At 63.9% G+C, this 13,901-nt stretch carries 7 protein-coding genes; 2 read left to right on the top strand and 5 right to left on the bottom strand.

Features of this window, described 5'->3' with window-relative positions; genetic code table 11:
- The first annotated feature begins 4 nt into the window (after positions 1 to 4).
- Complete coding sequence (locus ACBR40_RS20465) at positions 5 to 589, top strand: O-methyltransferase (RefSeq protein ID WP_371249765.1); 585 nt, start codon at positions 5 to 7, stop codon at positions 587 to 589.
- 457 nt (positions 590 to 1,046) lie between these two features.
- Here ACBR40_RS20465 and ACBR40_RS20460 read toward each other — a convergent pair whose 3' ends face one another.
- The 5 genes from ACBR40_RS20460 to ACBR40_RS20440 form a co-directional block, all read right to left on the bottom strand.
- Positions 1,047 to 2,615: a protein kinase gene (locus ACBR40_RS20460; RefSeq protein WP_371249900.1), complete on the bottom strand. Its 1,569-nt coding sequence runs from the start codon at positions 2,613 to 2,615 to the stop codon at positions 1,047 to 1,049.
- A gap of 88 nt (positions 2,616 to 2,703) precedes the next feature.
- A complete protein-coding gene (locus ACBR40_RS20455) occupies positions 2,704 to 5,844 on the bottom strand; it encodes a type I restriction endonuclease subunit R (protein ID WP_371249764.1) in 3,141 nt (1,046 codons plus the stop codon).
- Entirely contained in the window at positions 5,841 to 7,166 is a 1,326-nt protein-coding gene (locus ACBR40_RS20450; RefSeq protein WP_371249763.1) for a restriction endonuclease subunit S, read from the bottom strand. Before ACBR40_RS20450 ends, ACBR40_RS20455 begins: the two co-directional genes overlap by 4 nt.
- Positions 7,163 to 9,109: an N-6 DNA methylase gene (locus ACBR40_RS20445; RefSeq protein ID WP_371249762.1), complete on the bottom strand. Its 1,947-nt coding sequence runs from the start codon at positions 9,107 to 9,109 to the stop codon at positions 7,163 to 7,165. The genes ACBR40_RS20450 and ACBR40_RS20445 overlap by 4 nt, the downstream gene beginning before the upstream one ends.
- Positions 9,110 to 9,132: 23 nt before the next feature.
- Positions 9,133 to 10,917 (bottom strand): N-6 DNA methylase, encoded by a 1,785-nt coding sequence (locus ACBR40_RS20440; protein ID WP_371249761.1) that lies wholly within the window; start codon positions 10,915 to 10,917, stop codon positions 9,133 to 9,135.
- A 384-nt stretch (positions 10,918 to 11,301) separates the two neighbouring features.
- On the opposite strand from ACBR40_RS20440, the gene ACBR40_RS20435 reads away from it, so the two are divergent.
- Entirely contained in the window at positions 11,302 to 13,053 is a 1,752-nt protein-coding gene (locus ACBR40_RS20435) for a DUF6119 family protein (RefSeq protein WP_371249760.1), read from the top strand.
- Positions 13,054 to 13,901 lie beyond the last annotated feature (848 nt).

The raw sequence follows: 13,901 nt of genomic DNA, 5'->3' as shown, positions 1-13,901 counted from the left end.
AGTTATGGCTGCAGATCTTCCCCCGCTAGTCGTCGTCGCATCTGAGCGAGCAGAACGGTACTCGTACGAGCACTCGCCAATCCCTGAGGTCGGTCGACTACTCTCCGTTTTGACTGCGCACCTCCCTGCACCCGCCCGTGTGCTTGAGATCGGTACGGGGACCGGGGTAGGAACTGCGTGGATTGCATCAGGCGCTCTTCCCAGGGCAGATATCTCCGTGATCACACTGGAACGAAACCAGTCCCTGGCGGCCATTGCCTCTTATGGTGCCTCAGAAGGCCTTTGGCCGGAGTTCGTGAAGTTTGGGGTGGGCGATGTACTAGAGATACTTAGCGACAGCGAGCCGTTTGATCTAATCTTCGCAAACGCCCCGGCAGGTAAGTACCGAGGGCTTGATCTTACAATTGCCGCACTTAAGCCTGGTGGCCTGCTGATCGTGGATGACATGACCGTCGCCCCAGAGTCGACCTGGGGACACGACAGAAAGGAGAGCGTCCGTCAGGCACTGCTGTTCCATCCTCAACTAACCGCTGTCGAACTCCAGCATGGAAGCGGGGTCATCCTAGCAACTCGCCGCCCCGCGTCCTGATCGCCCCACCATCGGCCACTTCACGCCCTCTCAGTAGTCGGTATGGATAGTGCGTGGGGGTCCGTTTCAAGGGGCAGCGTGTAGATATTCACCACGGCGACCTCGATGCTGATGTGGCTAAGCGCCAGGGCAGCCTGCAGAAATGAGGTGCCCCGAAATCTCTCGGATTCGGACCCGAGCAAAGTCAGAGCTAGTCCGGGAGGGAAGCATGAGACGTAGCGTGGCGAAGGCGTTGGTGACGGTCAGGTAGGCCAGGCGAAGAAGCACGACCGATCATCATGCCGCATGCGATTTCCCTTCCCTGGCGGTCAAAGATCGCCCAGGCCACCGAAGCTCCTACAAGGCCATGACCTGGCCAGGCGGCATTGTCAAGCGCCCTGCGATGTGAGGCGGTCCGCCGTGACGATATTGCCGATCCCGGGTGAGCATCACATCATCGCTAGTCCACCAACAAACATCATTCGAGGAAGGGCAGCCCTCCTTGGACAGACTTCAGTCGCCGGATCTGCTTGTCGAGGTTCCGTATCTGGGTCGAGTCCGCACCGAACGCCTCCGCTAGAAGCGGACGGACGGTTTCGAACTCCGCTATCGCTTCGTCCGGGTATCCGGACGCTGCGAGCATCTGCGCGATGACGAAGCGTGATTCTCGGATCCGCTCTGCACTGTCGTCGTCCGCCGCGGGAGTGGCGTTGACGGCGTTGCCGACGTAGAAGCGCAGGTGCGGCAGGGCCTTGTCCAGCTTGCCGATCTCGGCGTAAGCGTGACCCGCGTGATACGAGCAGTCGAGGACGTAGAAGTCGTTCTGGGGGAGCCGCTTGCGGTAGTCACGTCCGACGACGTCGAACAGTGACGCTGCCCGGGTGTACTCCCCGGCGTAGAAATGCGCGGCAGCCAGGAAGTGCCGCAGCCGCAATTCCAGGAACGAGTCCTCCGCGCGGGCAACGCCATCTTCCAGGAGACGGATTGCCTCGGATGGATGGTCGTTGTCCAGGAGCACCTGGACGTTGGCCCGCAACTCCTCGAATTCGACTTCGGTGAGGTTTCCCCGGCCGCCGCCCTGCTCCTGACGCTTGACCGGAGCCAGTAACGGCCGCCGGAACGGACGGGTCGGGTCGCGGTTCTCGTCGAGGTTCCCCGCCCCACCGACCGATCCGCCCGGCACCGTCACGAACGGGAGGAGTTCCTCGTAAACGGCCTCCGCTGAGGGCCGAACCGCTGGCTGCTTCGCCATCATCCACAACAGGAGCGCATCGAGCTCCGCCGGGACGTCCGGGCGGCGCGCCCGTACCGACGGTGCCGCCGTCTGAAGGTGATGGAAGCGCACGGGCCTGTCGGTCGTCCCGTGGAACGGCACGTCACCGGTAAGCAGCTCGAACAGCAGGCAGCCTAGCGAGTAGATGTCCGAGGCGGAGGCCACCACCTGGCCTATGCACTGCTCCGGCGACATGTACGGTGGGGTGCCGACGGTCCGGTCCACCTGCGTGAGCCTCGGCAGCGCTCCCGCACCACGCAGGATCGCGATGCCGAAGTCAAGCACCTTCACCAGGCCGCCGTCCACGAGCATCACGTTGGCGGGCTTGATGTCCCGGTGGACAATGTCGATCCGGTGCACGTCTACCAGGACCGCCGCGATCTGCGCGGCGATCGACGCCGCCCAGGACACGCTAGGCATCGCGACGACGTAGTCCGCCCTGTCCAGCAGCGACTCCAGCGTCGAACCACGCAGCAGCTGCATGACGAGCCACAGCTGCGAGTTACCGGCGGGGGCCGTCTCGACACCCGTGTCGTAGACCGCCGGAATGCCAGGGTGCTCCAACTGAGCAGTGGTGCGGATCTCCCGCAGAAACCGCCTACGGTCACGGTCCAGGGCATCGAGGATCTCCGCCGCCTCAGGGCTGTCCGGCCCGCCCGGGATCGCTTCCGCCGAGGAGGTCCGAAGCATCTTGATCGCGACCCGCCGGTCCAGCCGTTCGTCGTAGCCGTGGAAGACCTCGCTCATGCCTCCCTTGCCAAGTGACCCGTCCACGCGGTAACGACCCGCTAGCAGTCGTCTTTCGACCGGTTGTCCGGCCGCATCCTCCACGTCCCATCACCTCTATCTCCAGGTCGAACTCCTATCCGGCTAGACCGCCGGTCTCCCGCCGCATCTCCGCGCGGAGCTTGGCCAGCGCCTCATCCCGTGCGGGCTCGGTGATGATCCGGTAAGCGCGCTTGCGGGCCGCCTCTTTGATCGCCTTTTGGAACTCGTTGTTATCGAAATACAGCTTCATGAAATCGGTGTTACGTTCGGCGTTCTCCGCGACGATGTCATCGAGCCGGTCGTCGGCGACCTGTCCGAACCGGGCCTCGTCGTTCATCAGCGCGATCTGCTGCATCCCGGTGTCCTCGACCAGGCCGACGACCTGCTGGTAGATCAGGATCTGGTCGGCGGTTCCCAGGCCGAGGCCGAAGCGATCGTTCAGCTCCTCGATCACCTCCGACAGCGGCTTCACCTCCGGCTCCCGGTAGCCGCCGCCGTCAGCAGCGTGGCCCCGTACGGCCCGATCGCCGACTGCCGACAGCGACACGTTGTGGCGCCCGGTGTGCTCCAACCGGAAATGGCTCAGGTCTGCGTCCCCGATGTCGATGGAGGTCGAGGGCCGTCCGGGCAGCCGGAGCAGCAGGATCCGGCCGTACTGGTAGAGGCGTTCGAGATCCCGGTCGCCCCAGTCGACGATCTGGGCGATGAGGCTGTAGGCGCGCACGTAGTCCTGAAGCGCGCTCCGGAAGCCCTCCCGCTCGTCGTCGGTGTCCAGCGCGTCGAAGCGGTCCAACGCGGGCTTGAGGTATTCGTGCAGCTCGGCGTGGAGTTTCCGCTCGGCCGCCTCCGGCAGCCGGCCTGGTCCGGCTGCCGCCAGGACCCGGATGAACGCCTCCATCTCCGAGGCGACCAGCAGCTGGTATTCCATTACCTCGCGCTGCTTGGTGTAGAGCAGGTTCGGGTCGCTGGGCTCGGTGATCGTCGTCTCGAACCAGTCCCCGAACGCGGCCTGGATGTCGGCGGCCTGGTTGACGAAGTCCAGGACGTGCACATCATCCTGCGACTTCAACGGATGGATCCGGTTCAGCCGGGACAGCGTCTGCACCGCGGTGACCCCGGTCAGCGGCTTGTCAACGTACATCCCACACAGCAACGGCTGGTCGAACCCGGTCTGGTACTTGTCCGCAACAACCAGGAGGCGATACTCGTCCTGATTACGCGCGGCAGCCTGCGGATCGTCAGCCTTGGTGTACGCGAACCGATCCGGCAGCTGCCCCTCAGGGAAGCCGTTGAGCTGCGACTCGGTGAACTCCAGGCCGGCGTCGTCCTTCAGCTGCCCGGAGAACGCGACGAGCGTGCCGCAGTCGGTGTACCCGCGCAGGGAGACGTAGTTACGTATCGCCTGGTACAACTCGAGCGCGTGCTGCCGCCCGCTGGTGACCACCATGGCCCGGGCTCGCCCGCCGAGCCGCCCGGCAAGGTTCTCCCGGAAGTCGTCGACGATCAACCGGGCCTTCTGCTCCAGCGACTTGGGATGCAGTTCCGCGAGACGGACCAGTCGCGCCTTCGCCTTGCCAGCGTCGACCTCCGGATTGGCTATCTGGGACTCGTTCTGGTCGACGGCCGCGTTCCGCAGCCGCCACTTCGTGTCGTAAGTGATGTAGTTGGCCAGCACATCAAGGATGTAGCCCTCATCGATGGCCTGCCGCATCGAGTAGATGTGGAAGGGAACGTACATCCCGACCTCGCCTGTGCGTGGGTTCACCCGCTCGGGGTCGAAGGTTCCGAACAGCTTCAGCGTCGGTGACTTCGGTGTCGCGGTGAACGCGAAGTACGACAGGTTCGGCTGTCTGCCACGCACCCGTGTCATGTAGGTCGCATCGTCCTCATCCTCCTCTCGCGGCGTCGCGTTCGCGCCGAGTGCCTGCTTGAGCTGGATCGCGGACTCCCCACCCTGCGAGGAGTGCGCCTCGTCGATGATGACGGCGTATCGCTTGCCCGCCAGCTCCATGTCGACAATCTTGTTCAGCAGGAAGGGATACATCTGCAGGGTACTGATAACGATCTTCGAGGTGGCGTCACCGAGGGCTGCGGCGAGCTGCGTCGAATCGACATCGATCTTCTTGACAACGCCAGGTGTGTGGTCGAACTGGAAGATGGTCCTCTGCAGCTGCCGGTCCAGCACCACCCGGTCCGTGATCACGATGATCTTGTCGAACACTGGCTGGTTATCTGCGTCGAAGAGATTCGAGAGCCGGTGTGACAGCCAGGCAATCGTGTTCGACTTTCCCGAACCCGCCGAATGCTGGATCAGGTAGTGATGCCCGGCCCCGTGCTCTCGTGCGTGGTCGACCAGCTTCTGTACCGCGTGCCACTGGTGGTAGCGCGGGAACACCTTCGGCAAGGTGTGTGGGTTCTCCTTCACGCCCCTCCGGTCCGGCACCTGGATATGCATGAACCGGTGCAGGATCTCCAGCCAGTTGTCGCGCTGCCAGATCTCCTCCCACAGGTAGTCCACGCTGTACGATCCTGGCTTGGCCGCCGGGTTTCCCGCCCCGCCGGCCCGGCCGGGCCCGTTGGATCCGATGTTGAAGGGCAGGAACTGCGTGTCGGCGCCGCGTAGGCGCGTGGTGAGAAAGGCCCGGTCGGGGTCCACCGCGAAGTGGACCAGCGCCCGCTTGGAGAGGAACACGTCGTTTGGATCTCGGTCCCGCCGGTACTGGGCGATGGCGTGGTCTGCGTTCTGCCCGGTGTTCGGGTTCTTCAACTCGACCGTTGCGGTCGGCAGCCCATTGACGAAGAGTGCCATATCGATCGAGCGCTTCGGGTGACGCACACTGTAATGCAGCTGCCGGGCAACCGTCAGCACGTTCGCGTCGTACTCCGCGAGGGCATCGGCGGCCAGGGTGTGACCAGGCCGGAAGTACGCCAGGTCGATCTGCACCCCTCGGTCCCGCACCCCCTGCCGCAGCACGTCCAACACCCCGCGCGCGTCGACCTCGGCAGCCACCCGTTGTGCGAACTGCCGCTGCGCCACAGTCTGGTCACCCCCGTAGAACCCAACGAGGCGGTCCCACTTCTTCGCCTGCGTCGCACCGATGAAGCGGAACATCTCTCCGGTGTCGAGCCCCAAGTCGACCTTGAATGTTCCCTGTGCACGCACCCAACCCCGCGCGAGAAGCTTCGCCTCGACCCGATCCTCGAAGGCCCACTCGCCGTGCGCTCCAGGCGTCATGCCAACACACCTCCAACTGGAGGGAGCCCCGACGTGTCCACTCGACCCGCGGTCGGGACATCAAACTGCCCGGTAACAGCAGCAGTGATCAATGCCTGGCGGCGGCCAGTAAGGAGGCCAACCTGTTGGTCCGCTATCTCGCGCAACGCCTCCATTTTAGCCAACGATTCAGTGACGAGGTGGACGACTCGGCGCTGCTCAGAGACAGCAAGCATCGGGATACGAAATCCTGTAATTTTCGTACTGCTCGTGTGAGCGATCCCGGTTGACTTACTCGCAGTCATTTCGAAATAGGAACGGGCATATCGCGTGCGCGTTATCAGCGCGAGATACTCTGGCAGTAGCCGCGAGTCCGGCCTCACCGCAAAAATGGCATTTTGGTGTAGGCATGGCTCAAGGTCGCCGGACCAGACTGTCCCTCGGCCGAGCTTGTCAGGGTCACCACCCTCAGTCATCAGAACGTCACCTGTCTGTAGAGTGCATCGTTCGGCAAGTGATCGCGGAAGTGTCACTTCCTTGATATCTTGCAGGGCGAGTGAGCCATCAAGAACATTCGCTACGCGCAAATATGGCAGAGTGACCGAATCCGCTCCACTATTTCTGCCGGCATCCATGGTGAATCCGCTTTGAACTACCGCCATGGCGCCCAATCGGACGTTTTTCATTCCAGCGATACCCATGGGTCTACCGTCGAGAGCTCGAAGCATCGTTCCCTGCACGGTCTCGTCGATGACCGTCTGGGCTCGCTCTTCAAACAAGGCGCTTATCTTACGCTTCTTAGCGACGAGATCATCGATCCGAGCAGTCTCCTCATCGAGGAATTTTGCGATGCGGCGCTGCTCCTCGATCGAAGGAATGGGAATCGGCACACTTCCGAGCTCGTCCTTTGTGACATGAACCATTCCGATCATGCCACTAGTGAGTTCTCGCTCAATCCAATGAGTAGCGGCTTTCAATGCCCAGAAGAGCCAACCCGGGTCACATCCATGAACATGAACCTTGTAGATGTGCTGGTTCAGGTAGAAGTGACCAGGCTTTTGCCAACGGAAAGGACCGAAAGATGTTCCAGGATTTCCCGACCAGGAATAGAGGAGGTCGCCAGCGGCAACCCTATACCTTTTTGACAGTTCCAACGTAGAAAAGTTGTAGTTTTCTGAGCCATTTAGATTCTCGATGCGAAGAATTGGAATTCCCGCTTCACTCCAGTCGTCCGGCTTGAAGATGTAGCCATTATCTAGTTTTACCAAATATTTTAGCGGCACCACCTTCCAGTGTGCTGGTAGTGAATCCCCATACGGAATGTCCTTGGTCGACTCCGTCACCCCGCCACCTCCCCAAGAAGCTTCTGAATCTGCGTCTCCAATTCGCGCAGTTCGGCGTCGATCTCAGCCAGGGGACGGGGCGGGGTGTAGACGTAGAAGTGCCGGGTGAAGGGGATCTCGTAGCCGACCTTCGTCTTACTGTGGTCGATCCACGCATCCTGGGCGTGCGGAGTGACCTCTCTGGCGAAGTAAGTCTCGATGTCTTCATCGAGCGAGATGTTCTCATAGTCGCGCAGGTCCGGGTCGGGCAGGATCGTGCCATCTTTGGCCTTCTGGACCTCGCCCTCGGGGTCGGAGGTTGCAACCGCGCCAAAGACCGCTTTCATCAGCAGGGCGGTGCTGGGCCACTGGGCTCCGCTGTCGACGACGGCCTTATGCATTGCGTTAGTTGCGTCCTTCTTCGTCCACCAGACTGAGCCGACCAGGCGGCGCAGTGCCTCAATCAACGCGTCGCGTCCGTCCCATTTGGTCAGCGCTTTCGCGTTACCCAGCGCTACCAAAGTGTCCTCGGTGACCTCGAAGCGGAGCTTGAGTGGGCGCTCCACGGTGATGCGGTGATAGCCGAAGTCGCGGGTGCGGAAGATCTTTACCTTGGCGTGGTCGGGGTGGCCGACGTCCGCCGCGACCTTCACCGCGTCGACGTACAACTCGGTGATGTGCTTGATCTGGTCGTCGCTGATCTGCTTGCGCTTGTCCCCGAGGGACTTGCGCATCTTCTCCCACTGGTCACGGGCGTCGAGCAGGATCACTTTGCCGCGTAGCTTCTCGGGCTTCCGGTTGGAGAGGATCCAGAAGTAAGTGGAGATGCCAGTGTTGTAGAAGAGCTGGTCTGGCAGAGCGACGATGCCTTCCAGCCAGTCATTTTCCAGAATCCATTGGCGGATCTTCGACTCGCCGGACTCAGCGGCACCGGTGAAGAGCGGGGAGCCGTTGAAGACGATCGCCAGGCGCGACCCTTTGCCCTCAACCGGGTCCATCTTGTCAAGCATGTGCTGCAGGAAGAGGAACGAGCCGTCGTTGATGCGTGGTAGCCCCGCGCCGAAGCGGCCCGCGTGACCGAGCGTGGCCTCGTCCTCTACCGCGTCCTTGACCTTCTTCCATTCCACGCCAAAGGGTGGGTTGGCCAGCATGTAGTCGAAGGTCCGGCCTCGGTGACCGTCGTCGGTGAAGGAGTTGCCGAAGTGGATGGTGCCGCGCTGCCCGCGCATGAGCATGTCTGCCTGGCAGATGGCCCACGACTCCGCGTTGAGCTCCTGGCCGAAGAGGTAGACCGTGGCGTCCGGGTTGAGCGACTTGATGTGCTCCTCGGCGGCGGTCAGCATCCCGCCGGTGCCGCAGGCTGGGTCGAGAATATTGATGACCTGACCGTCTGCGGCGAGGGCGTCCTTGTCCGGGGCGATCAGCAGGTTGACCATCAACTTGATGACCTCGCGCGGAGTGAAGTGCTCACCGGCGGTCTCGTTGGAGTCCTCGGCGAACTTCCGGATCAGGTGCTCGAAGACGTAGCCCATGTCGTGGTTGCTGAGCCGGTCGAGGTCGCGCATCGAGGCGAACTTCCCGACCACCGCGTAGAGGATCTTCGCACCCGCCAGGCGAGTGATCTCGTTGTCCAGGTCGAACCGGCTCAGGATCGTCCGGACGTTCGGGGAGAATCCGTTGATGTAGTCACGCAGGTTCTTCGCGACGTTCTGCGGGTCGCCTGCGATGGTCGAGAAATCCTGCTGCGAGGTGTTGTAGAACGGCAGCTTCGCCGCGATCTCCAGCAGCTTCTGCTTGTTCTGAATGGTGAGCGCGGCGTCACGGTCGCGTACGGCCTGCCGGGTCGGGGCCATCACCGCATCGAGGCGGCGCAGCAGCGTGAACGGCAAGATCACCCCACCGTACTCGTGGCGCTTGTAGTCGCCCCGCAGCAGATCAGCCACCGACCAGATGTCGGCCGCCATCTTGGTATGACTGGGTCCCGAGGTCACAGCTCTCTCTTCTCCTCATCAGCGGCACTCGTGTCATCAGTGTTCTTCATCAACGTGAAGTCGGGTGCCAGAACGCCGGCAATCAGTCCGTACACGGTCTGTTCAATCACGTGCGCGCTCGCTTTCTCCAGCGCCGCAAGCACGTCCTCCAGCTCCCGCAGGTAGCGAAACGCATCGCCGTAACGTCGCTGCTCAGCCAGGGGCAGCCGGGGAACACGGCAGCGACGAAGGTCATCGCGGTTGAGCGCGCCAAGGGTATTGGCCACCGGGAGCGCCCCGGCATCAGCCCGCAGGAAGGTCGCCAGGAAGTCGGCGTCCAGCTGGGCGGGGTCGATCTCGATGATCTGCGCGATCCCAGTGTCGTCCTCGGCGGTGCCGGTCGCGACGATCGGCGGGCGGCCGAGAGTTCGCAGCAGCACGTCCCCGGCACGCGGGGTGTCGTCGCGCGATCTGACGGTCAGCACTCCGGCGCGTTCCAGCTCGCCGAGGGTGACGGACGAGTGGCGGGTCGGCGCCATCGCTGCGGTGAAGCGCGGCAGCCCCTGGAGCGCTCGCAGATGGAGGGCGTGCAGCCTGTCGGTAACACGGGCGAAGTCATCCGCGCTCGCCTCGACCCTCTTGGTGACATGACGGGACGGCAGCAGGTTCACATCGCCGTCGAGGAGTTCCAGGCGCGGGACCGCACGAGAGATCGTCGGATCAGCGTCGCTGAACAGTCGCTCCCAGACGGCGAACTCGTGCGGAACGTCGGCGGCGTCGCCCAGCTTCGACAGGTCCACCATCCGGACTTCCCGATGGTCAGGAGCGCCGTAAGGCCGCTGCAGAACCCAGAGGTAGACGTCGGTATCGGGGGCGGAGCCCATTCCCTTCGGCAGCGCGATCACGTCTCGGAGCGCTCCGGAGCGCACCAGCGCCGCGCGTATCTGCTGCCCCGACAGCTGCACGCAAGTGCGCGGTGATACCGCGACGACGGCCACGCCCCGCGGCCGCAGATGCGCGTAGCAGTGCTGGACCCAGGCCAGTTCCCCGTCGCGAGGGGCCGGGGTGCCGAACTCCCAGCGCGGATCGGTCGCCAACTCGGCCGAGGGCCACTGCGGCAGGTCGAAGGGCGGCTCGCACACGACGGCTGCTGCCGCGCCCAGATACCTCCTAAGCCGGTTATCCAGCAGGGAGTCGCCGGTGTGAATCTCGTACAACGTACCGAGAGGGTTGTCGCTCAACCTCCGCACGGCCGCCTCGGTAGCCGACAGCCGGACATCCTGCCCAGCCAGCCGAACCTCGGTGCCGAAGCGGTCAGCGACGGCCAGTAGCAGTGTCGCCTCCGAGCAAGCGGGATCGAGCACGACGGGCACGTCCGCGTCCCAGTCGCCGGACGACCCGGCCGAGGCCGTCGAACGCGGCAGCAGCGACGCCATTACTCTGGCGAGCAGCTCACCCGAGGTCAGATCAGCGACGCCGCGCTCCGGCCCCTGCACTGGCAGCTGATCGAGATCGCTGTTCTCCCATGGGCGGGGCTTGCCACCCGGGAACAGAACGGGACCGTCGACGCGCTGCGTCCCGGTCTCGGTCCGTCCGGCCGTCGACAACTGGTCGCCCTTCCCTGTCGCCTTCAACCACAGCTCGACCTCCGCAAGAGAGAACGTCGGGCTGTGTTCGCTGCCACCGACCGGTTTGGGGAACTCCGGATAGCGCCTGCGCCAGTTCGCCACGGCGGCACGGCTGACGCCGGCCAGCCGGGCGATCGCCGCCGCCGTCACCTCATCGTGCTCGCCAAGACTCATGAGGGGACCATACAGGACAACAACCATCATTCCAAGACGTTGTTAGCACTTGTGAACTCTAGCACGAGTGCTAACAAACCGTGGTACGTTGGCACCCGCACGAGTGACAGCCGATCAACCGCCGTGAGCCAGGATGATGAGCGCGACGGTGTCCGCCCGACAAGGACACCTAGGAGCGTCCTCAGTCACCCGATCCGTGGCCGAAAACAGCTTCTCCAACCCTCCGGGGCGCGCAGCCGCGTCCGTGCAGGGGCCTCCAGGCCACGCGACAACACGCCCCAGAACCGGCGCACACGTCGCATCGCACCTACGCCGGCCAAGGCGCACCGCACTTCCCAGCCATCTGGGACCACCCGGGTCCCTGTACCTCAGACGAGGACTGACATGATCACTGAGAACCACAACGCCCCGGTCGCCGCCGAGAAGACCACGACCCCGCCGACCACCCGCAAGACCTCCCTCTACCGCCTGCGCGCCGCAGGCCCGAGCGCACACCCGAACCTCCGCGCATTCGTCCTCCCTCGCTACCTGGACCGCGAAGGCTTCAAAGCCCGCAAGGTCGACCACGAGGGCCTCTCCGGCCTTCTCATCACTGGCACGATCGCCCCTGGTCCGGCCGATTGGTGTGACCCGCTCAGCGCTCTGAGCGGGCACCCCGTCGCCGAGGAGAACCAGACGACCCTCGGCCTCCTCCTGGTCCGCACTGAGCAGGCGATCTACGGCCTCACCTACGGCATGGGCCATTTGATGATCGACCCGGCCCGGATCGACCCCGGATTCGGCATCGAGCTCGCCATCCGCTGCCTGGACGCCGACCGCATCACCAAGGTCCGCCGCCAGGTCATGGACGCGCGGGGCCGGACCGACGAGAACTCCGCCACCGGCGGGGAGCACATCCGGGGCTTCGGGATCGAGCAGTTCGGAGAGATTGTCAGCCAGATCGCCGGCCAGATCGCCAACGTCCCGCTTACCTTCACCAAGGACCGCAGCCGGCCTGCGCACATCACGGGCAACGATCGTTCGGTGAAACTGCCCCTCGGCAGCACGCCCGCCTCCCTGCTCCACGATCTCCAGCGGATCGAGGAGGTCTGCGCCCAGCCGAGCCCGCTGCCGGAGTTCGAGTTCATCGCCCAGGTCCGGCCGCTCCTCCCGAAGTCCGAGCAGGTCCAGCGGCTCGACGAGCGCCTCGACGCCATGCTCGGCGGGGACGAGCGTGCCCTCCTCGCGCTCGCCGTGCCCAGCGTCTGCCGGGACCGCTACGACTTCGCGGAGTCCTTCAAGATGACGCTCGGAGGCCGCTCTCAGTACCACACCGAGCTTGAGATCGACCAGTTCGTCGAAGCCGTCCGGCACCGTCAGCCGGGGGGCCGCCTGCGGGCCCTGCGCGACGGGCGCATCCAGATGTTCGCCGACACGGAGGGCCACGAACTGATCAGCAGCAAGGTTCCCGCTGATCATTGGCTCACCGCCGAGGTGTCCGAGGGCAGCTTCCACTACTTCTACTGGCAGCGGCGATGGTACGAGATCGGCGCGGAATACCTTGCCGTCATCGAGCAGCGGATCGCCGAACTCCTCACCCGCTCCACCGAGATCACGATGCCGCCCTGGCCCAAGGGCAGCGGCCCCAAGGAGAATGACGAGGACTGGTACAACAAGCAGGTCGCCGCCCGGGATGGATACGTGCTGCTCGACAAGAACACCGTGCACACGGCACGCCTGCGCGGCGGCGGACTCGAGATCTGCGACGCCCTCGGGCCCGCCGGCCAGTTCATTTGCGTGAAGAAGGCCGAAGCGACCGCCGAGCTGAACCACCTCTTCGCGCAGGGCCGGGTCGCCATGGAAACCCTGCGCTTCGATACCGAGGCCCAGGAGAAGTTCCTTGCCAAGCTCGACGAGCTGGCCTCGGGCCACCCCCTGGACAGGACGTTCAGGTCGCTGACCCTCGTCTACGGCATCCTGCTCAAGGACGGGGTGCCGCTGACCCCAGACTCCCTGTTCGCATTCGCGAAGGTCTCGCTGCTGCACGCGGTGACCGCTCTGGAGGGGATGGGCGTGCGCGTGGAGATCCTCTCCATCTCCCGGACCTCGGCCACCGGGATGGTCACTCCGGGAGGAGAAGCAGACCCGTCTTCCTAACGGTCAACAACCCCACCTGGTTGACTCGGGCACGTAGCCGTCGAGGATCGCGGTGCGCAACTGAGCGATCAGCGTGATCCAACTAACGACCCTGGCGACCGGCAGCGCCGACGCGGGAAGCCTCACCCCAGTACGTAGCCGCCTGGTTACCACCTCAAGAGTCGATACGCCCACGTTGAGCCAGAGCAAGACGCGGCGTACGCCAAGGGAGGGGAATAGCACGACTACCGCAGCCCTCGTTTGTCGGCCTTCACCACGCATCCACGACCGTAAATCCTGCCGCGCGGCTTCCGTTCCTCGGGCCTGGCGGCCCTGCGGTACGGGTCCACTTGCCACCGGTCACCCCACCTTCTCGCCACACCCAGAACCAGGAAATCAGCAGCCTATTTCTGGACCTGGCCCGCTTCCTGCCCCCCGGCAACTCAACGTCCGCTGGTGTCTCCCGAGAACAGCGCCACCTCCATTCGAGTTGGGGATATACAGGGGATGATCTTCAGCGACACGGTCTCTCGGGAAGGTGTTCGCCCAGCTCAACGCCCCTATGGGGTCCGAGAGGTGCTCGCTCTCCTACAGCCGGTACCGCAGGTTCGAAGGGGGGCACCCTGTGATGTCGCGAGACATCGCAAACCGTCGAACCTGCGGCAGGACCGCACTTTCGAGGGTTTCTTTACTTTCTGGGCTGTCGTGGCTGGTTATCGCGGGTCGGGTCGACGGTCAGCTCCCGCAGGAGTTTGCCGGTGACGGCGCCGATGATGTGGACGTCGAAATCTTCGATCAGGAGCATGACGCAGGTTCAAGCGTAGGTCCGGCCGACGCCGATGTTGTGCAGGCCTCCGGCCAGGCGGAGA

The organism is Nonomuraea sp. AD125B, from assembly GCF_041402765.1.
Taxonomy (GTDB): Bacteria; Actinomycetota; Actinomycetes; order Streptosporangiales; family Streptosporangiaceae; genus Nonomuraea; species Nonomuraea bangladeshensis.
This window is presented reverse-complemented; position numbering and strand designations above follow the sequence as displayed.